The 26,562-nt window shown below is 30.2% G+C and carries 27 protein-coding genes, 5 tRNA genes and 1 rRNA gene; 29 read left to right on the forward strand and 4 right to left on the reverse strand.

The features are described from left to right. Window positions 1–101 precede the first annotated feature (101 nt). From rrf to C7N71_RS05325, 8 genes are all read left to right on the forward strand, one after another. A 5S ribosomal RNA gene (gene rrf, locus C7N71_RS05290) occupies window positions 102–218 on the forward strand. Between the two features lie 7 nt (window positions 219–225). Next, window positions 226–298, forward strand: a tRNA-Asn gene (locus C7N71_RS05295). 54 nt (window positions 299–352) lie between these two features. Continuing rightward, window positions 353–425, forward strand: a tRNA-Thr gene (locus C7N71_RS05300). A gap of 87 nt (window positions 426–512) precedes the next feature. Further along, window positions 513–2,090 (forward strand): peptide MFS transporter, encoded by a 1,578-nt coding sequence (locus C7N71_RS05305; protein WP_157944365.1) that lies wholly within the window; start codon window positions 513–515, stop codon window positions 2,088–2,090. A gap of 167 nt (window positions 2,091–2,257) precedes the next feature. Continuing rightward, window positions 2,258–2,340: transfer RNA gene (locus C7N71_RS05310), tRNA-Tyr, on the forward strand. 6 nt (window positions 2,341–2,346) lie between these two features. Next, window positions 2,347–2,418, forward strand: a tRNA-Gln gene (locus tag C7N71_RS05315). 80 nt (window positions 2,419–2,498) lie between these two features. Then, window positions 2,499–3,284, forward strand: coding sequence for a pyrroline-5-carboxylate reductase (proC, locus tag C7N71_RS05320; protein ID WP_105988101.1), 786 nt, complete (start codon window positions 2,499–2,501; stop codon window positions 3,282–3,284). A 19-nt stretch (window positions 3,285–3,303) separates the two neighbouring features. Next, window positions 3,304–4,023 carry a GntR family transcriptional regulator gene (locus C7N71_RS05325; RefSeq protein WP_105988102.1) on the forward strand — a complete coding sequence of 240 codons (720 nt, stop codon included), beginning with the start codon at window positions 3,304–3,306 and terminating at the stop codon, window positions 4,021–4,023. A gap of 2 nt (window positions 4,024–4,025) precedes the next feature. On the opposite strand, the gene C7N71_RS05330 is transcribed toward C7N71_RS05325, so the two are convergent. After that, window positions 4,026–4,760, reverse strand: a complete 735-nt coding sequence (locus C7N71_RS05330; RefSeq protein WP_105988103.1) for a WecB/TagA/CpsF family glycosyltransferase — start codon at window positions 4,758–4,760, stop codon at window positions 4,026–4,028. Window positions 4,761–4,859: 99 nt separating this feature from the next. Between C7N71_RS05330 and C7N71_RS05335 the strand changes: the two genes are divergently transcribed. From C7N71_RS05335 to C7N71_RS05365, 7 genes are all read left to right on the forward strand, one after another. After that, window positions 4,860–6,326 carry a nicotinate phosphoribosyltransferase gene (locus C7N71_RS05335; protein WP_105988104.1) on the forward strand — a complete coding sequence of 489 codons (1,467 nt, stop codon included), beginning with the start codon at window positions 4,860–4,862 and terminating at the stop codon, window positions 6,324–6,326. Then, the gene (nadE, locus tag C7N71_RS05340) at window positions 6,326–7,153 is read left to right on the forward strand and encodes an ammonia-dependent NAD(+) synthetase (protein WP_105988105.1); all 828 of its coding nucleotides are present in this window, start codon (window positions 6,326–6,328) and stop codon (window positions 7,151–7,153) included. Before C7N71_RS05335 ends, nadE begins: the two co-directional genes overlap by 1 nt. A 15-nt stretch (window positions 7,154–7,168) precedes the next feature. Continuing rightward, the gene (locus tag C7N71_RS05345; RefSeq protein WP_105988106.1) at window positions 7,169–7,585 is read left to right on the forward strand and encodes a hypothetical protein; all 417 of its coding nucleotides are present in this window, start codon (window positions 7,169–7,171) and stop codon (window positions 7,583–7,585) included. 107 nt (window positions 7,586–7,692) lie between these two features. Continuing rightward, window positions 7,693–9,867 carry a Tex family protein gene (locus C7N71_RS05350; protein ID WP_105988107.1) on the forward strand — a complete coding sequence of 725 codons (2,175 nt, stop codon included), beginning with the start codon at window positions 7,693–7,695 and terminating at the stop codon, window positions 9,865–9,867. A 3-nt stretch (window positions 9,868–9,870) separates the two neighbouring features. Beyond that, complete coding sequence (locus C7N71_RS05355; protein ID WP_105988108.1) at window positions 9,871–10,308, forward strand: SprT family protein; 438 nt, start codon at window positions 9,871–9,873, stop codon at window positions 10,306–10,308. Between the two features lie 5 nt (window positions 10,309–10,313). After that, window positions 10,314–11,189: a homoserine kinase gene (thrB, locus tag C7N71_RS05360; RefSeq protein ID WP_225361887.1), complete on the forward strand. Its 876-nt coding sequence runs from the start codon at window positions 10,314–10,316 to the stop codon at window positions 11,187–11,189. A gap of 70 nt (window positions 11,190–11,259) precedes the next feature. After that, window positions 11,260–11,345: transfer RNA gene (locus tag C7N71_RS05365), tRNA-Leu, on the forward strand. Between the two features lie 47 nt (window positions 11,346–11,392). On the opposite strand, the gene C7N71_RS05370 is transcribed toward C7N71_RS05365, so the two are convergent. Then, the gene (locus C7N71_RS05370) at window positions 11,393–12,475 is read right to left on the reverse strand and encodes an LCP family protein (RefSeq protein ID WP_105988110.1); all 1,083 of its coding nucleotides are present in this window, start codon (window positions 12,473–12,475) and stop codon (window positions 11,393–11,395) included. Between the two features lie 228 nt (window positions 12,476–12,703). Here C7N71_RS05370 and C7N71_RS05375 point away from each other — a divergent pair, with 228 nt between their 5' ends. Beyond that, the gene (locus C7N71_RS05375) at window positions 12,704–13,654 is read left to right on the forward strand and encodes a DMT family transporter (RefSeq protein WP_105988111.1); all 951 of its coding nucleotides are present in this window, start codon (window positions 12,704–12,706) and stop codon (window positions 13,652–13,654) included. 17 nt (window positions 13,655–13,671) lie between these two features. Further along, complete coding sequence (locus C7N71_RS05380; RefSeq protein WP_105988112.1) at window positions 13,672–14,343, forward strand: 2,3-bisphosphoglycerate-dependent phosphoglycerate mutase; 672 nt, start codon at window positions 13,672–13,674, stop codon at window positions 14,341–14,343. A gap of 43 nt (window positions 14,344–14,386) precedes the next feature. Here C7N71_RS05380 and C7N71_RS05385 read toward each other — a convergent pair whose 3' ends face one another. Both C7N71_RS05385 and rpiA read right to left on the reverse strand, forming a co-directional pair. Further along, complete coding sequence (locus tag C7N71_RS05385; protein WP_105988113.1) at window positions 14,387–15,724, reverse strand: C1 family peptidase; 1,338 nt, start codon at window positions 15,722–15,724, stop codon at window positions 14,387–14,389. A 125-nt stretch (window positions 15,725–15,849) separates the two neighbouring features. Then, complete coding sequence (gene rpiA, locus C7N71_RS05390; RefSeq protein ID WP_105988114.1) at window positions 15,850–16,533, reverse strand: ribose-5-phosphate isomerase RpiA; 684 nt, start codon at window positions 16,531–16,533, stop codon at window positions 15,850–15,852. 229 nt (window positions 16,534–16,762) lie between these two features. On the opposite strand from rpiA, the gene C7N71_RS05395 reads away from it, so the two are divergent. The 12 genes from C7N71_RS05395 to nusG all read left to right on the forward strand — a co-directional run bounded on the left by C7N71_RS05395 (window position 16,763) and on the right by nusG (window position 26,453). Continuing rightward, on the forward strand, window positions 16,763–17,299 hold the full coding sequence (locus C7N71_RS05395; protein WP_105988115.1) for a dCTP deaminase/dUTPase family protein: 537 nt from the start codon (window positions 16,763–16,765) through the stop codon (window positions 17,297–17,299). 23 nt (window positions 17,300–17,322) lie between these two features. Further along, window positions 17,323–18,699, forward strand: coding sequence for a DNA repair protein RadA (gene radA, locus C7N71_RS05400; RefSeq protein ID WP_105988116.1), 1,377 nt, complete (start codon window positions 17,323–17,325; stop codon window positions 18,697–18,699). A 24-nt stretch (window positions 18,700–18,723) separates the two neighbouring features. Then, complete coding sequence (locus tag C7N71_RS05405) at window positions 18,724–19,809, forward strand: PIN/TRAM domain-containing protein (RefSeq protein WP_105988117.1); 1,086 nt, start codon at window positions 18,724–18,726, stop codon at window positions 19,807–19,809. A 93-nt stretch (window positions 19,810–19,902) separates the two neighbouring features. Next, window positions 19,903–21,393, forward strand: a complete 1,491-nt coding sequence (gltX, locus tag C7N71_RS05410) for a glutamate--tRNA ligase (protein WP_105964971.1) — start codon at window positions 19,903–19,905, stop codon at window positions 21,391–21,393. 141 nt (window positions 21,394–21,534) lie between these two features. Next, window positions 21,535–22,944: a cysteine--tRNA ligase gene (gene cysS, locus C7N71_RS05415; RefSeq protein ID WP_105988118.1), complete on the forward strand. Its 1,410-nt coding sequence runs from the start codon at window positions 21,535–21,537 to the stop codon at window positions 22,942–22,944. An 8-nt stretch (window positions 22,945–22,952) separates the two neighbouring features. Further along, window positions 22,953–23,372, forward strand: coding sequence for a Mini-ribonuclease 3 (locus C7N71_RS05420; RefSeq protein ID WP_105988119.1), 420 nt, complete (start codon window positions 22,953–22,955; stop codon window positions 23,370–23,372). After that, a complete protein-coding gene (rlmB, locus tag C7N71_RS05425; RefSeq protein WP_105988120.1) occupies window positions 23,362–24,129 on the forward strand; it encodes a 23S rRNA (guanosine(2251)-2'-O)-methyltransferase RlmB in 768 nt (255 codons plus the stop codon). The genes C7N71_RS05420 and rlmB overlap by 11 nt, the downstream gene beginning before the upstream one ends. Before the next feature lie 12 nt (window positions 24,130–24,141). Then, window positions 24,142–24,663, forward strand: coding sequence for an NYN domain-containing protein (locus C7N71_RS05430; protein ID WP_105988121.1), 522 nt, complete (start codon window positions 24,142–24,144; stop codon window positions 24,661–24,663). Window positions 24,664–24,788: 125 nt separating this feature from the next. Then, a complete protein-coding gene (locus C7N71_RS05435) occupies window positions 24,789–25,415 on the forward strand; it encodes a sigma factor (RefSeq protein ID WP_105988122.1) in 627 nt (208 codons plus the stop codon). A 45-nt stretch (window positions 25,416–25,460) separates the two neighbouring features. Beyond that, complete coding sequence (gene rpmG / locus C7N71_RS05440; protein ID WP_105988123.1) at window positions 25,461–25,610, forward strand: 50S ribosomal protein L33; 150 nt, start codon at window positions 25,461–25,463, stop codon at window positions 25,608–25,610. Window positions 25,611–25,627: 17 nt separating this feature from the next. Further along, window positions 25,628–25,801 carry a preprotein translocase subunit SecE gene (secE, locus tag C7N71_RS05445; protein ID WP_105964964.1) on the forward strand — a complete coding sequence of 58 codons (174 nt, stop codon included), beginning with the start codon at window positions 25,628–25,630 and terminating at the stop codon, window positions 25,799–25,801. A gap of 106 nt (window positions 25,802–25,907) precedes the next feature. Beyond that, window positions 25,908–26,453 (forward strand): transcription termination/antitermination protein NusG, encoded by a 546-nt coding sequence (nusG, locus tag C7N71_RS05450; RefSeq protein ID WP_105964963.1) that lies wholly within the window; start codon window positions 25,908–25,910, stop codon window positions 26,451–26,453. Window positions 26,454–26,562: the final 109 nt, after the last annotated feature.

Genomic DNA, 26,562 nt, shown 5'->3' on the forward strand with positions numbered 1-26,562 from the left:
GACTAGTACTAATTGGTCGAGGACTTAACCAAGTAAGGTTGTTCTCTAAAAGAAATAATAATATCTAGTTTTGAAAGAACGAAGTTCTTTCAGATAAATAGTGTGGTGGCGATAGCTAGAAGGATACACCTGTTCCCATGCCGAACACAGTAGTTAAGCTTCTAAACGCCGAGAGTAGTTAGAGGATCGCCTCTTGCAAGGGTAGGAAGTTGCCGCGCTTATTATTCCGAATTAGCTCAGTTGGTAGAGCACCTGACTGTTAATCAGGTTGTCGTCAGTTCGAGTCTGACATTCGGAGTATATTAGAAAGTGCTAACAAAAGTTAGCACTTTTATATTATCTAATTAATTTTGCCGGCTTAGCTCAGTTGGTAGAGCATCGGTATCGTAAACCGGCGGTCACAGGTTCAAGTCCTGCAGCCGGCATAAAGAAGCCAAATTGTTTAAAAACTATTTGGCTTTTTTATATTTTTAAAATTGAAAATAATTATGTTAAGAGGGAGTGATTATTACTTGAAAAAAAGTAATGATATTTCTAATAATCAACCGCAAGGATTATCTTCACTTATAACTACGGAAACTTTTGAAAGGTTTACATATTATGGTACAAGATCGACATTACTATTTTATATGTATTATTCAATAAGCAGTGGTGGTCTAAATTTATCAACTTCTACTGCTGCTTCTATTTTTTCAATTTTTGGATCGATGGTTTATCTTATTTCAGTATTTGGGGGATATATAAGTGATCGTTTTTTAGGTAATCAATCTACGGTATCTTTAGGTGCCATATTGATTATATTCGGACAAATATTTCTTTCTATTCCATTTTTTAATTTATATTTATTAATCCTTTCACTGATCTTTTTGACGTTTGGGACTGGTTTATTAAAACCAACGATATCTTCGATGATAGGTAATTTATATGGTATAAATGATAAAAGGCAGGATTCTGGATTTACATATTTAATGTCTGGCATTAATTTAGGAGCTTTACTTTCACCAATTATTATTGGCTTCATAGGAACACATGTTAATTTTCATTTGGGTTTCTTATTTGGGGCTATTTCTATGACAATTGGTTTGCTGATATATCAAAAAAGTAAATTCAAATATATTAATGACGATAATATTTATCCATCTAACCCAATTGAACCTTATGATATCAAGAATATATTAATTAAATCATCAATATGTTTAATTGGAGTATTTTTAATATCATTATTAATGTTTGAGCTTGGTTCTTTTAATATTAATAACCTAATAACTTTTATAAGTGTTTTAATAATTATTATTCCATTTTTATATTTCTTATTTATATTCTTTAGTAATAAAATTAACGCAAAAGAAAAGCATAATTTATGGATATACTTATTTCTCTTTATATCGGCAACTATGTTTTGGATTATTGAAGAACAAGGATCTACAGTATTTGCCATGATGGCTAATTTTAATACAAATAATAATTTTCATGTTAATTTTTATGTATTAGAATTGACATTATTTTTAATATTTTCAATATTTATTTTAAAAAATAAATTGAATATTAAAAGGTTATTAACTTGTTTATCTATTTTTGTATTTATTTCTATATGTATGTATATCTTTTTGAATAACTTATACATACATATTCCTTCTTCTTGGTTTCAATCCATTAATCCATTATTTATATTAATTTATACGCCTTTATTTGCTATGATGTGGAAAAAATTTCATTTTTCATCTATTATTAAATTCTCTATGGGAATTGGATTTGCAGGACTAGGATGTCTATTCATGTTAATACCACTTATCTTTTTGAATAGTATTAGTAATCCTATATGGATATTAATTTCTATAGGAATTGTAAGTATTGGAGAAATGTTAATATCGCCAATTGGTTTATCTGTAACTAACAAATTGGCTCCTAAATACTTTAAATCACAAATGATGGGAATGTCATATTTATCATATGCCAGTGCCCAAGCAATTAATTCTCAAATAATAAAATATTATTACTTAAGTCCGGCAACTTATTTTACAATTCTAGGTATTTTTGGATTATCTATAGGGATATTATTAATTTGTATATATTTTTTTATAAAAAAATAAATTATTTTGTAAAAAGTATTGACTATTTATGTATAATTAGATATTATATTAATTGTTGGTTATGAGAGACCAACACAATAACTTGATTAATTAATATTAAAAGAGTTATTGACAAATATTAATTATAAATGTTATTATTAATATTGTTGATTAATTTAATATCTTTCGGAGGGGTAGCGAAGTCTGGCTAAACGCGGCGGACTGTAAATCCGCTCCTTCGGGTTCGGTGGTTCGAATCCACTCCCCTCCATATTATTGGGCTATAGCCAAGCGGTAAGGCATCGGGTTTTGATCCCGTGATGCGCTGGTTCGAATCCAGCTAGCCCAATCTTTGATGACTAACTTGTAAAAGTTAGTCATTTTTTTATGTTATAATTATGATATTATCAAATTTGGAGGGAATATATCATGAAAATAGGATTTATTGGTGTTGGTTCAATGGCAAAAGCTATGATTAAAGGATTTGTAAATTCAAAAAATATTAATTCTAATGATATTTTGATTCATAGTAAACATTCAAATAATTATGTTAACTTTGCTAAAGAATATGGATTAACAGCTGTTAGTACTAATGAAGAATTAGTTAAAAATAGTGATTGTATTGTTTTAGCTGTAAATCCAATTCAAGTAATTGATGTTTTGAAAGATATCAGAGAACTATTATCTGTAGATAATAAAATATTGTTATCTATTGTATGGAATTATAGCTTAAATCGACTTGAAGAACTAACTGACTATGATTTGCCTATTTTTAGAACAGTTCCTAATGTAAACGTTGAAGTTAATGCTGGTAGTTTATTATATGCATATAATGAAAATGTTAGTGAAGAAAATTTAAATGACATTGTATCTAATTTTAAACTATTAGGAGAAATGATTAATTTAACGGAAAACAAATTAAATACAGCAGGTGCTCTTGTTGGCTGTACACCAGCATATGCTTACTTATTTGCTGATGCTTTTAGCAGAATTGCTGTGAAGTATGGCTTAAGTAAGAGCGAATCAAATAAAATGATTGCACAATCCGTTAAAGGTTCTATGGATATGATTAGTAAAAGTAATTCTAATCCGACCGACTTAATGGATGAAGTATGTTCACCAGGTGGTAGTACGATTAAAGGACTACTTGCATTGAAAGAAAATGGCTTTGAAAAGGCTATTGATAAATGTTTTGATGCCACTCAAGATAATTAACTTGTGAGGAGGCTTAAATATGGCTTTACCAATTTATATCCAAATTCATAATGAAATTAGAAAAAACATTGAAAATGGTACTTGGAAGTTGGGGATTAGAATTCCTTCCGAAAGAGAATTATCTTCACAATTTAATGTTAGTAGAATGACTTTACGTCAAGCAATTCAAACTTTAGTTGATGAAGGAATTTTAGAACAGCGTGTAGGTTCTGGGACTTTTGTTGCTAATGAGAAAGTGCAAGAAAAAATGTCCGGGGTTACTAGTTTTACAGATATTATGTTAGCTCAAGGAAAAGAACCTTCTAGTAAGACGATTTCTTACCATTCATTAGAACCATCTTTGAGTGAAATTGAAAAACTTAAAATAAACCAAAGTGAGAAAGTTGTTAGGATGGAAAGAATTAGATATGGTGATGGGTTGCCTATATGTTTCGAAATTGCTACGGTTCCAGAAAAAATAGTTCAAAATTTAAGTAAAAATGATGTGACTAATTCATTTTATGCTTCTTTAAAGCACAAACTAGGTTTAATTCCTAAAGTGTCTAAACAAACAGTTTCTGCGACATTAGCATCTGAAAAGATTGCTGATTATTTGGATATTAAAAAAGGGGATGCAATTTTGTTGTTGCGTCAGACCACTTCATTACAAAATGGTGAACCTTTTGAATATGTTAGAACTCAATATGTTGGTGAACGTTTTGAATTCTATTTAGATAGTAAAAAGAGTACTCTTGAATGAATCTATTCATGAGTACTCTTTTTGTTTTGTTTTTTAACCAAGTAGATGAATTTTGGTAGTGCTAGCATTCTATTAAACCGAGATGGCTGTTTGATTAATCGATATAACCATTCAATATTATGTTTGATCCAAAACTGTGGTGCTCTATCTGTATGTCCAGATAAAACATCAAAACTACCACCTAATCCAATCCACAAACTATTTAATTTATTCTTATATTTAAATATAAAATCTTCTTGTTTAGGAAAACCTAATGCTACAAATACCATATCAGGTTTTTTGTTAATGATATCTTTAGCTATTATCTCATCATTTTTAAAATATCCATCTCGTAGACCTTTTATTTCTAAATTTGGATATTTATTCATTAATATTTTTTTTAGGTCTTTAATTACTTCTGGTTTGGCTCCTAAAAAATATGCTGATTTATTATTTTTATTACCCCAAGCTAGTAAGTCTAATAGGACATCATAGCCAGTGATCCTTTCAGGCATATTATGACCTAAAATTTTTGCTCCTTTTAGGATACCAACACCATCAGGTACTAAGTAATTAGCAGCTTTTACTTTTTTACTGTATTCAGGATGATCTAAAGCATAAGTTATAATTTCTGGATTAGCTGTTACTACAAATGTATTTTCTTTATTATTAATTCGATCTTTTATGTTATTTAGGAAATCCTTAAAAGTTGTATTTAAAAAATTAAATCCTAAAATATTAGTTTTATTATTTTTCATTTTTTTCCTTTCGAAGTGAATTATATATGAATATTTCTTTAATTAATGATAAAATAAAAGACAATAAAAAGCGATAATATTAGGAGGATTTAGTTAAATATGGCAGTAAATTTTGATAATTTGACATTGCACACGGATGCATACGAACTTAGTATGATGCAAACGTATTTTCAACAAGGCTTACAAAATCGTCATAGTGTATTTGAAGTTTATTTTAGAAAAATGCCATTTGGAAATGGATTTGCAATTTTTGCAGGTCTAGAACATGTTATTAACTATATTAATAATATCAAATTTACAGATGATGATATTGATTTTTTGAGAAAAGATGGTAATTATAGTGAAGACTTTTTATCATATTTAAAGAATTTTCATTTCACAGGAACCATTCGTTCTGCTGTTGAAGGTGACTTGGTCTTTAATAATGAGCCCATTATGCAAGTTGAAGGTAATGTTTGTGAATGTCAATTAGTTGAAACTGCAATTTTAAATATTGTTAATTATCAAACATTAATTGCTACGAAAGCTGCCAGAATTAGATTAGCATGTGGTGATGATTCACTTATGGAATTTGGTAGTCGTCGTGCTCAAGAAACTTCTGCTGCATTTTGGGGAGCTCGTGCTACTTACATCGGTGGATTTGATGCCACTTCAAATGTACTTGCAGGTAAGGCATTTAATATCCCAGTAAGTGGTACTCATGCACACTCATTAGTAGAATTCTTTCAAGATGATTATTTAGCATTTAAGGCTTATGCTGAAAGTCATTATAATTGTGTTTTCTTAGTAGATACCTTTGATACGCTTAAGAGCGGAGTCCCTAATGCCATTAAGGTAGCTAAAGAAATGGGTGATAAAATCAACTTTGCTGGAGTTAGAATTGATTCTGGTGATATGGCTTATTTATCAAAAAGAGTTCGTGAGATGTTAGATGAAGCCGGTTTTCCTAATGCTAAAATTGTCGCATCAAATGATTTGGATGAAAAAACTATTACCAGTTTAAAAATGCAAGATGCAAAAATTGATGTATGGGGAATTGGAACCAAATTAATCACAGCTTTTGATCAACCAGCTTTAGGTGCTGTTTATAAGATGGTTTCTGTAGAAAATGATGAAGGCAAGATGATTGATACTATCAAATTATCTAATAATGCTGAAAAAGTTTCTACGCCTGGTAAAAAACAAGTTTGGCGTATTACTGAAAAGAAAGATGGAAAATCTGAGGGAGATTATATTACATTTAGTGATGAAGATCCTAGAAAACAAGATAGTTTGTATATGTTTCACCCTCAATTTACTTATATTAATAAAACTTTAAATGATTTTGATGCTAAACCACTGTTACAAACTATTTTTAAAGATGGAAAGTTAGTATATAATCAGCCTAGTTTATCAGAAATAAAAGATTTCTCTACTAAAGCTTTATCTTCATTATGGCCTGAATATAAACGTGAGTTGAACCCACAAGAATATCCAGTTGATTTATCTTTGAATTGTTGGAACAATAAAATGAATATTATTAAAAATGTACATGAAAAAATTAAGAATAGAAAAGGTGAATTTTAATGCGTTCAATGCAAAAGCAAATTATTGACGACTTAAAAGTAAAGCCATCAATTGATCCAAAACAAGAAATTAGAAATAGAATAAACTTTCTAAAAAGTTACATGAAAAAGTTTTCATTTTTAAAATCATTAGTATTAGGCATTTCTGGTGGTCAAGATTCAACATTAACTGGTAAAATTGCTCAATTGGCTATTAGTGAACTTAGAAAAGAAACTGGAAACGGTGACTATAAATTTATTGCTGTTAGACTGCCTTATGGTAAACAAGCTGATGAATCAGACGCTATGGATGCAATTAAATTTATGAATGCTGATATTGTAATTAGAGTTGATATTAAATCAATGGCTGATTCTGCCGTTGCTGCTGTTGAAGAAGATGGTCCTGAAATTTCAGACTTTAATAAAGGCAATATTAAAGCTCGTGAAAGAATGATTGCTCAATATGCAATTGCAGGACAAGAATCTGGTGCTGTACTTGGTACTGATCATGCTGCTGAAGCAATTTCAGGATTTTATACTAAATTTGGAGATGGAGCTGCTGATATTACACCAATTTTTGGTTTAAATAAACGTCAAGGTAAGGAGCTTTTAAAACTATTAAACGCCCCTGAACATCTATATGAAAAAGTGCCTACTGCTGATTTAGAAGACAATCGTCCCGCATTACCTGATGAAGCTGCTTTAGGTGTTCGCTACGATGATATTGACGATTATTTAGAAGGTAAGGATGTTTCTGATAAGGTCGCTTCAATCATTGAGAATCGTTACAAAAATACAGCTCATAAGCGTCACTTGCCTATTAATATTTATGATAATTTTTGGAAATAGAGAGGATTTTTAATAATGAAAAAAAACAAAATGCCAATGTATGCTTCACTATTATCAGACTTAATTTCTGGTACTAATGAAACTGGAGAAAAAATGAGTAAAGATTATGAACCACTTGAAGCAGCAATGGAGAAAAATGATTTAAGTAATATTGATTTAAAATCTACTAAAGATACCTTTCAAAATGGTACTGATACTTATAAAACTTATTTAGATCAATTAAATGATGCTGACGTTCCTGCTAAGGCGTTAGGAATGCATTCTAACCTAAAATCTGCATATGCTAACTATGTAAAGGGATGCCAAGATATGGTGGATAGCATCAAAGGTGATTCAATTGATAATGATGCTTTTAAATCCGCTGGTGACTTACAACAAGCAAGTATTGAAAAAGTATTTAAGTACGCACAAAAGATTATGATGACTGCTTAATTTATAATTAAAAGTAGTTGGCAATTTTTATTGCCAACTACTTTTTTTGACAAAAAATTCGATGATATAATATTTATAGTTAATTTAATTAAAGGGGATTATCAATCTTGGATTCTAAAATTACAAAAGTAGTTGCTAAAAATTTAAATAATTTTACAGTAAAACAAATTAATGCGGTTTTATCTATGCTAACTTCTGGTAATACAGTTCCCTTTATTGCTAGATATCGTAAAGAACGAACTGGAAATTTAGATGAGGTAAAAATTCGTTCGATTGAAGATGAAAATACAAGAGTTACTAATTTGTTTAATCGCAAGGACGAAGTAATCAAGTTAATTAAAGAACAAAATAAATTAACCGATCGTTTATATAATGACATTATTGATGCAGAGACTTTACAACAAGTCGAGGATTTATATTTGCCTTATAAAAAGAAACGTATGACTAAAGCTGATATTGCTAAACAACAGGGATTAGAACCTTTAGCCCAAAAGATATTATCGTACGATGATTCTTTTGATCAGCAAGCAGCATCTTTTATTGATATAAATAAAAAATTAAATAGTAAAGGAGATGTTTTGTCAGGAGTTCATGAAATATTGGCAGAATATTTTGGCAATGCTGCTAAATATCGTGATTGGATTCGTAAATATACTAATAGTACCGGTCTTTTAACTAGTAAAATAAAAAATAATGCTAAAAATAAAGATGATGATCAAGTATATAAAAATTATTATGAATTTGAAATCCCCATTAAAAAAGCTAAAAGTTATCAAATCTTGGCAATCAATCGTGGTGAAAAAGAAAAAATACTAACAGTTAAAATAGTTGTTAATAAAGACAAAATTTTTAAATACCTATCAAACCATATTAATGGTAATATGCATGGAAAAGCAGCTGATTTTATTGAAAATAGTTATCAAGATGCTTATAATCGTTTTATTAAGACTGCAATAAATCGAGAAATTAGGAATCAAATGACTGAAGTAGCTGATGAACATGCCATTCAAATTTTTGGTAAAAATTTATATAATTTATTAATGCAATCTCCATTAAAGGGTAAAGTAGTCATGGGTTTTGATCCAGCTTATAGAACTGGATGTAAATTAGCAGTTATTGATGTAAATGGTAAATTCTTGGATAAGTTAGTCATTTATCCCCATGCACCGGCTAGTAAAAACGAACGTGAACATGCCTTAAAACAATTTATTGATTTTATTAAAAAGAATCATGTTGAAATGATTGCAATTGGGAATGGCACTGCTAGTCGTGAATCAGAACAATTTGTGATTAAAGCAATAAAAAAAATAAGCTGGCCGATTTATTACGTAATTGTAAATGAAGCTGGAGCTTCCGTATATTCTGCTAGTCAATGTGCTCGTGATGAATTTCCTAATTTTCATGTTGAAGAACGCTCAGCAGTAAGTATTGGAAGAAGGCTTCAAGATCCGTTAGCTGAATTAATTAAGATTGATCCTAAATCAGTTGGTATTGGTCAATATCAACATGATCTGCCGGAAAAACAATTAGACCATAAACTTGATCGCATCGTTGAAACAGCTGTAAATAAAGTAGGGGTTAATGTTAATACCGCTAGTGTGGAACTTTTAACACATGTTTCTGGGATGAATAAAAATGTTGCAAATAAATTAGTGTCTTATCGTAATGAAAATGGTGAATTTAATAATAGAAAATCTTTGGCAAAAGTTCCTAGATTAGGTAAGAAAACTTATGAGCAAGCAATTGGTTTTTTAAGAGTTATTGATGGTGATAATCCTTTAGATAATACTGATATTCATCCTGAAAGTTATTCAATTGCTAAAAAAATAATTAATATGACTCATATGGATTTAAATATGATGGGAACAAATCAGATGAAGGAAAAATTAAATTCTATTGATATTGCCAAATTTATTAATGATAATCATTTAGGTTATGAAACGGTAAAAGATATTTATCAAGGACTAATTAAGCCGGGTAGAGATTTTCGTGATAATATGCCTAAACCAATATTAAAACAGGATGTATTGAAAATTGATGATCTATATAAAGGTTTAAAATTACAAGGAACTGTTCGTAATGTTGTTGATTTTGGAGCTTTTATCGATATTGGTGTAAAGCAGGATGGATTGGTTCATATTTCTAATATGAGTAATAAGTTTATTTCAGATCCCAATACAATTGTTTCAGTTGGTGATATTGTGACAGTTTGGATTAAAGATATTGATATTGATCGCGGTCGAATTCAGTTAACGATGATCAATCCAACACAAAATGGATAAAATATGACAGATAAAGAATTGCAGTTATTAGTAGAAAAAACTTCTTTAAGTTATTTTGCTAAAAAGTTTAATCATAAGGCTTATTTTAATAATAGATTGAAAACCACTGGTGGTAGATACCACATTCAATCTCATAATATTGATATTAATCCTAAAATGTTAGAAGAACATTCATATCAAACATTAGTAGGGGTAGTAAAACATGAGTTATGTCATTATCATTTGCATTTAGCAGGTTATTCTGGTAAACATAATACAGTTGCATTTAAACAAATGTTAAATGCAGTTGGTGGTTCTAGATATGCACCTGCTCCTAAAAATAAGAATACATTGAAATATGTATGTAGTAATTGTGGACAAATTTATTTAAGAAAAAGAAGAATTAATACGAATCGCTATGTATGTAGCAAATGTTATGGAAAATTAATTAAACGGGGATGATTTATTTGGATAAGAAGTTAATTGTTAGAGTTCCAGCCACTTCATCTAATTTAGGTGCTGGTTTTAATTCTTTAGGAATTGCTTTTCATTTATACTATACAGTAATTGTTGAAGAAGAAATGGATGAATGGCAAGTTAATCATGCATTGGGTAAAAATATTCCACATGACAAAAATAATCTTATCGTCAAGACAATTTTGTCAATTGATCCTAATATTCATCCACATCAATTGACCGTTATGTCAGACGTTCCAATGGAAAGAGGAATGGGTTCTAGTACGACTGCATTAGTAGCTGGTATTAAAATTGCTAATGCTTTAGGGCACCTAAATTTATCTCTAGATGAGCAAATTGACATAGGAGCAAAATTAGAAGGACATCCTGAAAATGTTACCTCTGCAATTTTAGGTGATTTAACCATTTCCACTTTTGATGGTGATAGATGTACTACTGTAAAAGCATCGATGCCTAAAAATATTTCTGTTTTAATGTTTATTAATAAACATTCTGTAGCATCTAAACAAGATTTACCAAAAACAATTAATTTTGATGATGCTATTCAATCAAGTAGCTTTGCTAATGTATTCGTTGCTTCCATTATGAGTGGTGAGTGGAGCAAAGCAGCTGAAATGATTGAAAAAGATAAGTTTCATGAACATTATCGTGAAAAAGATGTGCCAGAATTAAGTACGATTAGAAAATATGCGCATGATATTGGAATTCGTGGTACTTATATTAGTGGGGATGGTCCTACTATTGCTACATTTGGAACTGAAAATGAATTATATCAATTAAGGGATGTTTTAAATAGTCATCATTTAGATGGCGACTTAAGAGTTTTAAAAATTGATTATGATGGAGCCTCAGTTAGAGGAGAATAATTGAGACTTACTACAAATAAATTTGTCAAATTAATATAAATTGACTATAATATTATTTGTAGTTGATTAAGCGGCCATGGCGGAATTGGCAGACGCGCAAGATTAAGGATCTTGTCGGGAATTATCTCGGTGGAAGTTCGAATCTTCTTGGCCGCATAAATAAAAAGGTACCTTCGATAATTTCGAAGGTACCTTTTTATTTATTAATATGATGTAGCAGCAGTATTATTAGTATTGTCGCTAGTTGAATTTGCACTATTATCACTAGTAGTATCTTGAGTATTATTTAAAACGCTAGAAGTACTTAAGCCTAATGTTTTTCTAATATCATTTGAAACATTTAATAACTCTTGTTGTGTTGGTACTTCATAGTCAACACCATTAACCATTGCAGATTCACCTTGAAGAGTTTGTGATTTAATATGATGAGTTGCATCGCCATATCTTTCGCGTAATGCAACCATATCATCAAACTTCATATCGGTTTTAAGTTTACCTGAAATGGAGTTTAATATTTCTTTATATCTTGGGAATGAAGAAATATTCATCCCTTTAATTACTAATTTTTGTAGAACTTGTCTTTGTCTAGTTTGACGACCATAGTCACCTGCAGGATCTTGATGACGCATTCTTGAATAATCAAGAGCTTGAGCACCATTAAGAGTTACTGTTTGACCCTTAACAACGTTGGCATTTCCATATTTGAAAGTTAAAGGAGGAGTAACAGTAACACCACCAACAGCGTTGACCATTTGTTCTAGTCCACCCATGTTAATAATTGCGAAGAAGTCGATTGGAACATTTAATAAGTTTTGAACAGTTTGAACAGCACTGGAGGCACCACCAATTGAATATGCAGCATTAATTTTTTCATAAGGTTGTGAGTCTCCAGGAACAGTTACTTTTGTATCACGAGGAATACTTGTTAAATGAATGGTTTCTGATTTAGGATTAACTGTTGCTAAAATCATAGTATCAGTTCTTCCTGTATCATTACGTCCTAGTGCACCAGTATCAGTTCCTAAAAGTAAAATTGAGACTGGCTTATTTTGAGCGATAACATTAGAAACATTTCTTTCTTTATGTTCAACACCTGGTTCATATGCTTTGTTAGCAGCTGATTTCATATTTGTATAGACATTGTAAGCGAAAATCAATCCTAACACTAATAATATTAGAAATATAAAGAATGCAATCCAAGCACCACGATGCTTTTTTTTCTTAAAATGAGGCTGATTATTTTGTGTTCTAGAGTATGCTTTATTTTTATCATTATTGTTTTGCATGTTTTAGTCATTACTCCTTTTATTTAAATGTGATCAAAATACTAATAGTTTATATTATAAGCGCATTTTATCAAAAAAAAATAAATTTCTCGATATTTTTTATATATATAAAGGTTATGATATAATTTTATCGTTTGATTGATAAACGATTTTTCTAATAAATGCACTTAAGTACGTAGTTTATCAATTTTTATATAATTTGTAAATTTATAAGGAGCGATATTTGTTTTGAAAAAAACTTTTTTGTATGTTTTGATATCTACATTTATGTTTAGTTCAATGGAAATTGCACTAAAAAGTGTAGGTAATGCTTTTAGTCCTATCCAATTAAATTTAATTCGTTTTTTTGTTGGAGGATTAGTTTTACTACCAATTGTTTTAAAAAATAAAAATACTGTTAATAACAATAAATGGAAAAGTCTAGGTATATTTTCCCTGACTGGTTTTTTATGTGTTGTATTTAGTATGACACTATATCAATTAGCAATTGTTTATGATCAAGCTGCAACGGTAGCAGTTTTATTTAGTTGTAATCCAGTTTTTGCAATATTATTTGCTTTTATTATTTTGCGAGAAAAAATTAATCGATTAGGTTTAATATCATTAGTTATTTCGATAATTGGTTTATTAATTATTGTTAATCCAGCCAATTTAACTAATCCTTTAGGTTTAACTTTAGCTTTAGGTTCAGCTTTGACTTTTGGTCTATATAGTATTGTATCTCGTTGGGGCTCATTTGTGAGCGGATATGGTGGATTAGCTTTAACTTGTTATACTTTTTTGGCAGGATCTATAGAACTATTTGTGTTAATTTTAATTACCCACATTCCATTTGTTGCTAATTTTATGAATTCAGTTTCATGGTTGAAGTCATTTGCTAATACACCAGTACTACAAAATGTTAACCTTCACTATTTTTGGATGTTACTATTCATCTGTGTATGTGTTACTGGTGGTGGATTTGCCTTTTACTTTTTAGCAATGGATCGAGCAGGGGTTTCAATTGCTTCATTAGTGTTCTTTATTAAACCTGGGCTAGCACCTATACTTGCAATGATGTTAATCGGTGAGAAAATTAGTTTAAATACTTGGATTGGAATTATTGTAATTTTAATTGGTTCTGTAATAACATTTATTGGTAGTCAGCTTGAACAAAAGGAATCTGATTTAAAAGAATAAATAAAAGAGATGATAATATGTCATATTTAGTAATTATGCGACATGGTGAAAGTGAGGCCAATCGAGATAAAATATTTACTGGTTGGAATGATGTTCCTTTAACTGCAAAGGGAATTGAACAAGCACATTATGCTGGTAAATTAATTGAAGAATTGAATATTGATTTCGATGATGTTCACACATCATTTTTAATGCGTGCAATCGATACTGCACATATTGTCTTAAAAGAGATTCATCAAGAATATATTAATGAACATAAAACATGGCGACTTAATGAACGTCATTATGGTGCTTTGAGAGGTAAGCAAAAAAGTTATATTAAAGAAAAATATGGTGAAAAACAATTTAAGTTATGGCGTCGTAGTTTTTCAGCAGTACCTCCACTACTGAAAAAATTAGATAACGAATTACGCTACGAAAAAATTGGGGTCAAAGAACCACGTGGTGAAAGTTTAAAAATGGCTTATAAAAGAATATTAAGCTATTGGATCGATGGTATTGCACCAAAACTATTAGATAATCATAATCAATTAATTGTTGCTCATGGATCTACTTTAAGGGCTTTAATTAAATACCTAGATAAAATATCAGATAAAGATATTGATAAAGTAGAAGTACCTAATGGCAAACCAATTGTCTATGAATTTGATAGTCGTTTAAATATAATTAGTAAAAAAATGATGAAATAAAAAAGCAATGATAAAAAATCATTGCTTTTTTATTTCATCATTTTTATTTTTCATAGAAGGCAAGTGTACCCATTGGATCCCATGGATCTAGTACAACTGGGTCTTTTGCTTGGGCATCTTTTAATTCATCTGATAAGTATTTCTTGTTAATAACAACTTGGTATGCAAAACGTCTGAACCATGATTCGCTCATTACAAAGTAACCTTTTGTACCAACTTTGTTCCCCCATGAGTTTTCAACTTTCCATTTAGTGGGTTGACCATCAACAATATCAACACCAGTTAATACCATTGCATGATCCATAACACTTTCTTTGTAGTCTAATTGTTCTGCTTTTGAAAGTGATAAGTCAGTATCGAATAATTCATCTTTTGAGTATAATCCATCATCCATAATACCCATTTTTCTATCTGAATTTTGAACAACATCACTACCAAACCAAACACTTTCACCATTTTGAATTTGTTTAATTGCTAATTTTTCAAAAGTATCAATATCAATATTCAAATGTTTAACTTGGCGGCCACCAACAACATTACCTAACATATCAATTGTGTATGTTTTATTATATGGTTTATCATCAGTAGGGGAATTAATGAATGATACGTAATCTTCTAAGTTTAGGTTTACATATTTATCAAAGAATTTATTTGGTGTTAAATTCTTATCAATATGATAATTTTTATCATGATCACGATATTCAAAATTAAATTCTTTAGTAGGTTCACCTAATGTATAAACTAAAATACGATAAATATCATTTAACATTTCATCCTTAGCGCTTTCAACATCTGAACCATCTTTAACTAGTTTACGTAGTTGAATAGCATCTTTTCTTAACTTAAGATTTAAAACTGAATTTAAGTCAGTAGTATCATTACTATTAAATGTTTCAGGCATTGCTGATTGAGGAACAACTCCGTATTTTTCAATAACAGCACATAGCATGTCCCATTGACCACCATCTTGTTGAGGAGTTTCAAGTAACCATGCTACTCTTCTTGAAGTTAGTGGTTGATCTGCGGTTTTAATAATATTTTCTAAGAACCAATTTGATTTTTCAAATTTATCCCAGAAGGTAGTGTAAATTTGAGATAATTCAAAATCACCATTTAAATTAAAGTTTTTAGCTAAATTATGTCTCATAGTGTTTAATGCAGCGAAAATCCAGCAACGACCACTATGCTTTTGATTAGAAACTTCACCAGTATCCAATTCTAATGAAAATACGGGATCCATTTTACTTACAGAACTATAATTAGAAGATGTTTTAGCAACACCGTCATGACTTATAGCACGTTGTAAGATTTTAGCTTCTTTACGATTATCTAAATCTTGTTGGTACTTTTTAACATTGTCTAAACTAATACTCTTTCCCATGATAATTCCTCCTTATATACTTTAATATTATAGACCTTTTTTCTAATTTTATAAATGCAAATCCCAATAAAAAGACCCAATTACTTTTTTGTAATTGGGTCTTTTTATTAAAATTAAATTAGAAACTATCTTGCTTGATAAGTTTTAGAACCATTTTCGTCACCAACAATAACGGTATTTACCATATCTAAAAATAATCCATGTTCTACAATTCCAGTTAAATTATTTAAAATTTGTTCTAGTTCATGTGGGTGTTCTATTGAATGCATTTTTAAATCAATAATGTAATTATCAGCATGAGTAAGAACGTGTCCACCTTTAGCATTAGTTCGAAATTGTGGTTGGTATCCCATGTCATCTAATCTTTTGAATAGATGGGTACTTCCATAGGGTGTAACTTCAAGTGGCAAAGGAAATGATCCCAAGTTTTTGGCAATTTTAGTTTTATCAACAATCCAAATATTCTTCTTAGAATTTATGGCAACAATTTTTTCTCTTAAGTGTGCAACACCGCCACCTTTAATTCCTTGAAAATTTTCATCAATTTGATCAGCTCCGTCAACTGTCAAATCAATATGATCAACATCATCGATGCTTTTTACATCAATACCTAAGTCACGAGCCCTTTTGGCGGATCGATTAGAAGTAGGGACACCAATTATGCGAAGTCCTTCTTTAGCAACTCTTTTTCCTAATGCATCTAAAAGATATTTAACTGTAGAACCAGTTCCTAGTCCAACTGTCATACCATCTTTAATATACTTAACAGCTTCTTGACCAGCTACTTGTTTCATTAATTCTTTATCCATAATCTTTGCCCCTCTAAAATATTGGTAAATGAATGTGGGATAAGATAATACATTATCCAATTTAATTTTCGATTTAAGACTAATTTAACCTAATATGATTAAACTATTAGTTAATATAATTTTCTATTTTAATAGCATGTTTGTCAAATAAAATATTATGTTTATTATACTTAATATTTGCTATAAAATAGGTACTATAATTATAATATAAATAATAGGATGTGTATGTATGAAACGTGGATTTCAGATTATATCAAAATATAAAAATGATGATATTCATTTACCATATCGTGCAACTAAACAGGCTGCAGGTTATGATATTGAAAGTGCATGTGATTTTAAACTACCCTCAATTTGGAAAATAGGTTTTCTAAAGGTCTTGTGGGCAATTAAACATGAAAAATCTGTATCAGAAAAAGACATGCAAAAGGCTAAAGAAATTTTGAAACCATATTTAGTACCTACAGGTATTAAAGTTTATATGCAAAGCAATGAAGTTTTTATTATTGCTAATCGTTCTAGTGGTCCATTAAAGCGCAATATGGTATTGCCTAATGGAATTGGCGTGATTGATGCTGATTACTATAACAATGATAATAATGAAGGTGAATTATTCGTTCAATTAACTAATTTTGGTCTTACTGATCGTAAGATTAAAAAAGGTGAAAGAATTGGACAAGGAATCTTTATGCCATTTTTAACTGTTGATAATGAAGAAAATACAGGTGAAACTAGAACTGGTGGTTTTGGTTCATCTGGTAAATGATTTTTTAATGAAAGGTAATTATATTGGCTAAACCAAAAACTCAATTTGTTTGTCAAGAATGTGGATATATTTCACCTAAATATTTGGGTCATTGTCCTAATTGTGGTAAATGGAATACATTTGAAGAACAAACAACGCGAAAAGAAAATAATAGCTTGAAGTCCACTCGTAGAATGGATTTTAATGGGAAAAAATCTAAGCCAGAGTTAATTAGTGAGGTTTCTTATGATAAAGAAAATCGTTTTGAAACTGATTCTGATGAATTTAATCGTGTCTTAGGTGGTGGAGTAGTTCCAGGTTCATTAATATTAATTGGTGGGGATCCTGGAATTGGTAAATCTACATTACTTTTACAAATCTCTGGGCAATTAGGTAAAAAAAACCAAACTATTTTATATGTTTCTGGAGAAGAAAGTGCCAGCCAAATTAAAATTAGAGCTGAGCGATTAGGTGTTGAAGGCAAAAATTTGTATTTATATCCAGAAACAGATATGGGAGCTATTAAAAGTGCAATCGATGAATTAAAGCCCGATGCAGTAGTAGTTGATTCAGTGCAAACTATTTCTGAACCGGAAGTTGATTCAAGCATTGGTTCAGTTTCACAAGTACGTGCAATTACTTCTGATTTAATGTCGATTGCAAAAACTAATGGCATTACAATCTTCTTAGTTGGTCATGTTACTAAGGGTGGAGCAATTGCCGGCCCTAAGACTTTGGAACATATGGTTGATACAGTCCTGTACTTTGAAGGTGACATGCATCATTCATATCGAATCTTACGAGCAGTGAAAAACCGTTTTGGATCAACCGATGAGTTGGGAATCTTTGATATGCAAGAATCTGGATTAGAAGAAGTTGCTAATCCATCAGAAGTATTTTTAGAAGAAAGATTAAAAGATGCAACTGGATCTGCAATTGTAGTTTCAATTGAGGGAACCAGACCTATTTTAGTCGAAATTCAAGCTTTAATTACACCTTCAGTTTTTGGAAATGCGCAAAGAACTGCAACTGGTATTGATCGTAATCGAGTAGCAGTTTTAATGGCAGTTTTGGAAAAAAGAGCTGGTTTGATGTTACAGAATCAGGATGCATTTTTAAAAGCAGCTGGTGGTGTTAAATTGAACGAACCTGCAATTGATTTAGCTGTCGCAATTGGGATTGCTTCAAGTTATCGTGATGTTGGGACCAATGCAGCAGAATGTTATATCGGTGAAATTGGTTTAACTGGCGAAATTAGACGAGTAAATCGAATTGAACAACGAGTTGCAGAAGCTAAAAAATTAGGATTTAGTCGTGTTTTAGTCCCTAAAAATAATTTACAAGGTTGGAAAGTTCCTAATGGTATCGATGTTGTTGGAGTTTCAACTTTATCTGAGGCAATTAAGATAGCCTTGAGATAATTTGAAAGGAGATGAATAAGCAAAATGAAAGCTTTTGATAGATATACAGTTGTACAATTAATATTTATTATTGTTGGTGGTACATTAGGTATAATTTATTTACCAGTGCTATGGTTAACTATTTCTGTGGAAAACGTTAGTTTACTAAATAATGGTTTTGTTAATTCAATTTTAGGAGCCATTATTTTCTTCATATTATCTCTAATCTTTGGAAGAAGAATTGTTAAAACATTAAGTAAACTGGAAAAATATTTATCTAGTAAAAATCCATTTTATATTTTAATGGGCACGATTGGCATGATTATTGGCTTAGTTTTAGCTATTTTAATATCAATTGTATTATTCAGAACGCCATATTTCATAACCAATACTCTAATCCCAGCTTTACTAATGATTGTTTTTGGTTATTTGGGATTTGTTTTAGGAACTACTAGACTAAATGATTGGAATAAAATATTTCACTTTAGTTTAAAAAAAGCTACTAATACTTTTAGTAACAGTACGAAAAAAGAGAAAAGCTATAAAATTTTAGATACCAACATTTTAATTGATGGTCGTATCTATGAATTAATTAAAACTGGATTCTTAGAAGGAACATTATTAGTGCCTAAATTTGTATTGTATGAGTTACAATATATTGCTGATTCCAGTGATAGCGCTAAAAGAGTGCGTGGACGTCGCGGCTTAGATATTTTAAATAAGTTACAGACTGAAAAAATAATGCCAATTGAGATTACAGATAAAGACTATAAAGAAATTCCAGAAGTAGACAGTAAACTAATTCAACTAGCTAAAAATGTTGATGGTGAAATTGTTACTAATGATTATAACTTAAACAAAGTAATTAAATTTCAAAGAGTTAAGGTATTAAATATTAATGAACTAGCAAGTGCATTGAAACCTAGTTATATTCCAGGAGAACATCTTGAAGTTATGATCCTAAAGAAAGGGACCGAAAGAAGTCAGGGTGTAGCATATTTAGATGATGGAACAATGGTAGTTGTGGAAGAAGGTAAGAATTATCTTAATAAACGACTAACGGTTGAAGTGACAAGCTCCATTCAAACTGATGCTGGTAAAATGATTTTTGCTAAGATAATCAATAAGTAAACCTTCCATAAGAATTTTTTGAACTCTTTATTTTTATTAATAATAATTGTAAAATTATATTGATGCTATTTTACAAGAAGAGGAGAAATATCATTGGCTAATAAAAATATTCGTGTTAGATATGCACCAAGTCCTACTGGTCATCTACACATTGGTAATGCAAGAACAGCAATTTTTAACTACTTATTTGCTAGACATAACAAAGGTAAGTTTATTATTCGTATCGAAGATACCGATACGAAACGTAATGTAGCTGATGGTGAAAAAAGTCAGTTAGATAATTTAAAATGGTTAGGTTTAGACTGGGATGAAGGTCCTGATAAGCCTGGTAAATTTGGACCATATCGTCAATCAGAGCGTCGTTCAATTTATGATCCACTAATTCAACAATTGTTGGATGAAGATAAAGCATACTATTCGTACAGAACAGAAGAAGAACTTACTGCCGATCGTGAAGAACAACGTGCTCGTGGTGTTATGCCTCATTATGAATATGAATATGAGGGTATGACAGAAGAAGAAATTCAAAAATCAATGGCTGAATCAGAAGCAAAAGGCTTAAAACCAGTTATTCGTTTCAGAGTTCCTAAGAATCATACTTATGCTTGGGATGATATTGTTAAGGGACATGTTGAATTTAATTCAGATACTATTGGTGGAGATTTCGTCATTGTAAAACGTGATGGAATGCCTACTTATAACCTTGCCGTTATTATTGATGACCATATGATGAAAATTTCACACGTATTTAGAGGTGATGACCACGTTGCTAATACACCAAAACAATTAATGATGTATGAAGCATTTGGTTGGGATGCTCCTAAATTTGGTCATATGAGTTTAATTACAAGTGCAGGAACTGGTAAAAAATTAAGTAAACGTGATGAATCTATTATTCAATTTATTGAACAATATCGTGACCGCGGATACCTTCCAGATGCAATGTTTAACTTCATTACATTGCTAGGTTGGTCTCCAAAGGGTGAAGATGAAATCTTTAATAAGCAACAATTTATTAAGATGTATGATGAAAATCGTTTAAGTAAATCACCAGCTAATTTTGATAATAAGAAGTTAGAATGGATTAATAATCAATATGTAAAATCTGCGGATGAAGACGTTGTTGTTGATCTTGCTTTACGTCAATTAATTGATAAGGGCAATATTGAAAAAAATCCTGATTCTAAAACTGTTGAATGGGCACGTAAATTAATTGTTACTTATAAACAACAAATGAGTTTTATGGCTCAAATTAATTCAATGGCTTCAGTATTCTTTAATGAACCAGAAGAAATTTCTGGAGAAGCATTGGAAGAAATCAGCAATGATACTGCTCCAGTAGTATTGAAAGAATTTTCATCAAGAATTAAAGATGTTGCTATTTTTGACAAAGTTGAAATTCTTAAGACTATTAAATCAATTCAAAAAGACACTAAAATCAAAGGTCGTCAATTATGGATGCCAATTAGAATTGCAGTTACCCACGAAATGCACGGACCTGAACTTCCAGAATCTATTGAATTAATTGGTCGCAAAAAAGCATTAAAACATATTGATGAAACTTTAAAGCAAATTAATCAATAATAATATTTTATTAAAATATAAATTGGTCTTGTTAGATGATATTCTAATAAGACCTTTTTTGTTTGATAATGAAACTGAAAAAATGGCTTAAATTATGATAAAATAAACTAAAAGTATAAATAAGAAATAGGGGTGCCCAAATTGTTAAGGATCTATAATACATTAAGTCAACAAAAAGAAACATTTGAACCAATTAAGCCAAGAGTGGTTAATATGTATGTGTGTGGTCCTACAGTTTACAACTATATTCATATTGGAAATGCTAGAAGTGTAGTTGCATTTGATACTATTCGTAGATACTTTGAATATTGTGGATATCATGTTAACTATATTTCTAACTTTACTGATGTTGATGATAAGTTGATAAAGGCAGCTAATGATCAAAATATGTCAGTTATGGATTTAGCTGATAAATATATTGAAGCTTATAAAGAAGATGTAAAAGCTTTAAATGTAGAACCTGCTACCAACAATCCACGTGCTACTGATAATATTGAGGGAATTATTGATTTTATAAAAAAATTAGTTGATAAGGGATATGCTTATGAATCTGATGGAGATGTTTATTATCGTGCACGTAAGTTTAATGGATATGGAAAATTAGCTCACCAAAGTATTGATGATTTAGAATCTGGAGCTAGTCAGCATGTTAATGATGAAGAATTATCTAAAAAAGACGATCCAATTGACTTTGCTTTATGGAAAAAAGCAAAAAATGATGAAATTGCTTGGAATTCACCATGGGGAAAAGGTCGTCCAGGTTGGCATATTGAGTGTTCAGTTATGTCTACAAAATATTTAGGTAATACGATTGATATTCATGGTGGGGGAGAAGATTTAGAATTTCCTCATCATGAAAATGAACGTGCTCAGAGTGAGGCCAAAACCGGTAAAAAATTTGTTAATTATTGGATGCACAATGGCTTTGTTACTGTTGGAGATGAAAATGAAAAAATGAGTAAGTCTCTAGGTAATTTTGTAACTGTTCATGACATTATTAAGAATGTGGATCCACAGGTTGTGCGTTTTTTAATGTCTACTACCCAATACAGAAGACCTATTCAATATAATCAAGCCAATTTAGATGCTGCAGCCAACAACTTGAAAAAAATAAAAAATGCTTATAATAATCTAAATTATCGTTTAAAAGATGCTGATTCTTTTAATGATCCTAAAGTAGATCAAGAAGTTAGACAGATTCAAGCAGATTTTCAAGATGCAATGGATGATGATTTTAATGCACAAAATGGTATTGATTGTGTTTATGAATTAGCTAAACTGGGTAATGTATATGCAGAAAGGTCAATTGTTTTTGAACAAACAGTTAAATTAATATTGAAAAAATTAACCAAAATGGCATCAATCTTTGGTGTTAAGTTTGAAACTGATGAAGAAATCAATGATGACAAAATTAACAATTTGATTAAGGAAAGAGATCAAGCAAGAGCAGATAAAAATTTTGCTAGAAGTGATGAAATAAGAGCAATCTTGAAATCTAAGGGAATTATTCTAGAAGATACTGCCCAAGGAACAAGATTTAGAAGGGAATAATTTAATTAATGGAAGAACAAGTACCTAATTACAAACAATTGAATGGTATTGCTTTAGCTTATTTGGGTGATTCTGTATATGAAGTTTACATTAGAAAACATCTTTTAGCATTGGGCATTACTAAGCCCAATCGTTTACAAAAGACTGCCAGAAAATATGTTTCTGCTAAGGCACAAGCTGCTTTAATTGATTTAATGAACCAAGAACATATTCTTAGTGAAGAAGAGGAATCTGTTTTTAAACGTGGTCGTAACTGTAAAAGTTACACCCATGCTAAAAATACTAGTGTATTAACTTATCGTTACTCCACAGGTTTTGAGGCAATGATGGGTTATTTGTCATTAAGTGATAATAATGAACGTTTGCAAGAATTATCTAAGTGGTGTATTGAAAATGTTGATGCAGGGAGGCTAGAGTATGAAAAGTAATAATGATGAACAAAATCAAAGTGAGTTTATTATTGGTCGTCATCCAGTAGTATCTGCATTAAGAGGTAAACAAGAAATTAATAAAGTTTTCTTACAAAATGGTATTCATAAAGATGAAAAAAGTGTAGAAGAAATTATTAAACTAGCTAAGAAAAAACATTTAGTAATTTCAATGGTGCCTAAACAAAAGTTAGACCTATTATCTGATCATCAAAATCATCAAGGAGTGGTTTTATCAATATCTCCATATAAATATGCAAGTATTGATGATTTATTTGAATATTCAAAAAGCAATGATACTGAGCCATTCTTTTTAATTTTAGATAATATTGAAGATCCACATAATTTAGGATCTATTATTAGAACTGCTGATGCTGCTGGAGTTACTGGTATTATTATTCCCAAGCATCGTGCTGTTGGCTTAACTGCAACTGTTGCTAAAACTTCTGCTGGAGCGATTGAAAGAGTACCAGTTGCAAGGGTTACTAACTTAATTAATACTGTTAATGAACTAAAAGACCGTGGAGTCTGGATTTTTGGAACTGATATTAAGGGAAATGATTACCGTCATTGGGATGCTAAAGGATCATCAGCTGTAGTAATCGGGAACGAAGGAAAAGGAATTTCTCCATTACTTAAAAAAAATGTTGATGAGATGTTAACCATTCCTATGATAGGTAATCTTCAAAGCTTAAACGCTAGTGTAGCTGCTGGACTTTTAATGTATCAAGGATATAGTTCTAGACATCCACTATAGGATATTTTAAAAATGAAAAAACAATTATTGTTATTAGACGGATATAATATTATTGGTAATTGGCCAGAATTAAATCAGTTAAAGCTTGCTGATCGTCTAGCAGATGCAAGAGATGAATTAATATCAATCATTGCGGAATATAAAAAATATCGTGATTTAGATATTTCTATAATTTTTGATGCAATGTATGTTCCGGGGTTATCTAAGAAGGACACCAAACATAACTTAAATATTATTTGGACAAATAAAGATGAAACAGCTGATAGTTATATTGAGGCTTATGCTCGTCGTAAACAATCAAGGTTTGTTCAAGTGGTTGTGGTTACCAGTGATCAAGCAGAACAATGGACTGTTTTTTCAGCAGGTGCATTAAGAATTTCTGCAAGAGAATTGCTAAGGGACGTTAAGAGATCCAAACAAGAAATTAAAAGTCAGGTTAGCACTTATGCTAATAATTCATATGTTAGGAATAATCCTTGGTCTGGCAATCAACTAATGGAACTAGAAAAGTTGAGAGATAATCTTTCTAAATGATATTAAAATATTAATATTAATATTTTGGTATAGGTATCAAATCTTATTATGAGAACTTTAGTTCGCTTGTTCTTTAATTTTTATATGTGTAAATTAATTTTTATAAATTTTCGTAGGGAGAAATTATGAATAATTGTTTAATTGATTTACAACTTATTAAAAATTTTAAGAATGGACACGATGAATACTTTGATGAACTTTTTATAAAATATAAACCTATTGTTAAAAAGTTATGGCGACAATATTACTTTAATGATATTGATGAAGATGATTGGTTCCAAGAATCAAGAATTACGATGCTAAAAATTATTGATAAATTTGATATAAATCGTGGGACATCCTTTGGAATGCTTTATAAAAGAAGTCTTAAAAATCGTTTGTTTGATATATTAAGGAAAAGCAAAGCAAAAAAAAGAATGCCCATCGATAAGAAAGTATCATTTAATGTTAATGAGGAATACTATAGTAACTGTGTTGAAGATTGTAGAAGATTAAATCCAGAATTTTCTTTAAAAATGGATGCAGTTAGGAAAAAATTAGTTACCCGTTGTTCTATGTTTGAAAAAGAATTATTATTTAAAATGTCTAGTTCTAAATTAGAATCTGATGATTATCAGTTAGTTAAGTTTAAACAAATTAATAAGATTAATGATGAACAATTTAGAAATTGTTGTTCTAGAATAAAAAATAAACTTAAAATTATTTTGGTAGAAGAAGGTATTTTAAAGGATGATCGTAAAATTGACGATTAAATTTTAAAATGATATTATTTATCTATCAGTTCAGGAGGGTATGCCTTGCCACAAAAGAAGGTTTCATTAGCATGTGAAGTTTGTGGTTCAAGAAACTATACAACTAATGTTAAGAAAGATCATACTAAGCGTTTAGAAATTAAAAAGTATTGTAAAAATTGCAATACATCAACAATTCATGAAGAAACATTTTAATACGGGGGAAATTACAAATGAAGTTAATTAACTTTTTTAAAAGTGTTGGCACAGAAATGAAATTAGTTGTATGGCCAAATAAACATCAAACAAGAATTGATACTTCAACTGTTGTTGGAATGTCAGTTGTTTTCGCAATTTTCTTTGCAATTATTGATTGGGCTATTCAATCAGGTTTAACATTTATTTAATTAAATATTTAATTAAAATAAAATAAATGATATTATGTAATTAATGCGGAACTTCGTTTAGGCGAAGTTTTTTTGTTTGGAAAAAATTAAAAGGAGCTAAATTTCAATGGAATCAACACAAAAACAATGGTATGTAATTCATACTTATTCTGGATATGAAAACAAAGTAAAAACCAATTTGGATTCTCGTAAAGAATCAATGGGAATGGAAGACTATATTTTTCAAGTAGTAGTTCCTGAAACTGAAGAACACGAGGTAAAAGATGGTGTTGATAAAGTTAAAATGGATAAAACATTCCCTGGATATGTTTTAGTTGAAATGGTTATGACAGATAAGGCTTGGTATATCGTAAGAAATACCCCAGGTGTTACTGGATTTATCGGTTCACATGGACAAGGTAGTAAACCAACTCCATTACTTCCAGATGAAGTAGATTACATTTTAAGTCAATTAGGTGTAGAAAAGAAACATCAAGATTTAGATGCTGAAGTTGGCGATACAATTACAATCATTGATGGTGCCTTTGCTAACTTGACTGGTAAAATTGTTGAAAAAGATGAAGAAAAAGGTAAATTGAAAGTTGATATTGACATGTTTGGTAGAGAAACAACTGCTGAACTTGATTTCAATCAAGTTAAGCCAATTAGATAATTTAGGGTTGTATAAATTATTTAAACATGATATATTGTATTTTGTATGTTTATGCATACTTGTTGTGGGAGGAGAAATCTAATCTCCAATTTTTACCACACACGGACTT

The organism is Apilactobacillus timberlakei (assembly GCF_002993965.1).
Taxonomy (GTDB): domain Bacteria; phylum Bacillota; class Bacilli; order Lactobacillales; family Lactobacillaceae; genus Apilactobacillus; species Apilactobacillus timberlakei.

Bases quoted from the DNA above. Each gene is read 5' to 3' on its own strand.
- proC (WP_105988101.1), top strand. From the start codon at position 2,499: ATGAAAATAGGATTTATTGGTGTTGGTTCAATGGCAAAAGCTATGATT.
- C7N71_RS05325 (WP_105988102.1), top strand. From the start codon at position 3,304: ATGGCTTTACCAATTTATATCCAAATTCATAATGAAATTAGAAAAAAC.
- C7N71_RS05330 (WP_105988103.1), bottom strand. From the start codon at position 4,760: ATGAAAAATAATAAAACTAATATTTTAGGATTTAATTTTTTAAATACA.
- C7N71_RS05335 (WP_105988104.1), top strand. From the start codon at position 4,860: ATGGCAGTAAATTTTGATAATTTGACATTGCACACGGATGCATACGAA.
- nadE (WP_105988105.1), top strand. From the start codon at position 6,326: ATGCGTTCAATGCAAAAGCAAATTATTGACGACTTAAAAGTAAAGCCA.
- C7N71_RS05345 (WP_105988106.1), top strand. From the start codon at position 7,169: ATGAAAAAAAACAAAATGCCAATGTATGCTTCACTATTATCAGACTTA.
- C7N71_RS05355 (WP_105988108.1), top strand. From the start codon at position 9,871: ATGACAGATAAAGAATTGCAGTTATTAGTAGAAAAAACTTCTTTAAGT.
- C7N71_RS05370 (WP_105988110.1), bottom strand. From the start codon at position 12,475: ATGCAAAACAATAATGATAAAAATAAAGCATACTCTAGAACACAAAAT.
- C7N71_RS05380 (WP_105988112.1), top strand. From the start codon at position 13,672: ATGTCATATTTAGTAATTATGCGACATGGTGAAAGTGAGGCCAATCGA.
- C7N71_RS05385 (WP_105988113.1), bottom strand. From the start codon at position 15,724: ATGGGAAAGAGTATTAGTTTAGACAATGTTAAAAAGTACCAACAAGAT.
- rpiA (WP_105988114.1), bottom strand. From the start codon at position 16,533: ATGGATAAAGAATTAATGAAACAAGTAGCTGGTCAAGAAGCTGTTAAG.
- C7N71_RS05395 (WP_105988115.1), top strand. From the start codon at position 16,763: ATGAAACGTGGATTTCAGATTATATCAAAATATAAAAATGATGATATT.
- C7N71_RS05405 (WP_105988117.1), top strand. From the start codon at position 18,724: ATGAAAGCTTTTGATAGATATACAGTTGTACAATTAATATTTATTATT.
- C7N71_RS05420 (WP_105988119.1), top strand. From the start codon at position 22,953: ATGGAAGAACAAGTACCTAATTACAAACAATTGAATGGTATTGCTTTA.
- rlmB (WP_105988120.1), top strand. From the start codon at position 23,362: ATGAAAAGTAATAATGATGAACAAAATCAAAGTGAGTTTATTATTGGT.
- C7N71_RS05430 (WP_105988121.1), top strand. From the start codon at position 24,142: ATGAAAAAACAATTATTGTTATTAGACGGATATAATATTATTGGTAAT.
- C7N71_RS05435 (WP_105988122.1), top strand. From the start codon at position 24,789: ATGAATAATTGTTTAATTGATTTACAACTTATTAAAAATTTTAAGAAT.
- secE (WP_105964964.1), top strand. From the start codon at position 25,628: ATGAAGTTAATTAACTTTTTTAAAAGTGTTGGCACAGAAATGAAATTA.
- nusG (WP_105964963.1), top strand. From the start codon at position 25,908: ATGGAATCAACACAAAAACAATGGTATGTAATTCATACTTATTCTGGA.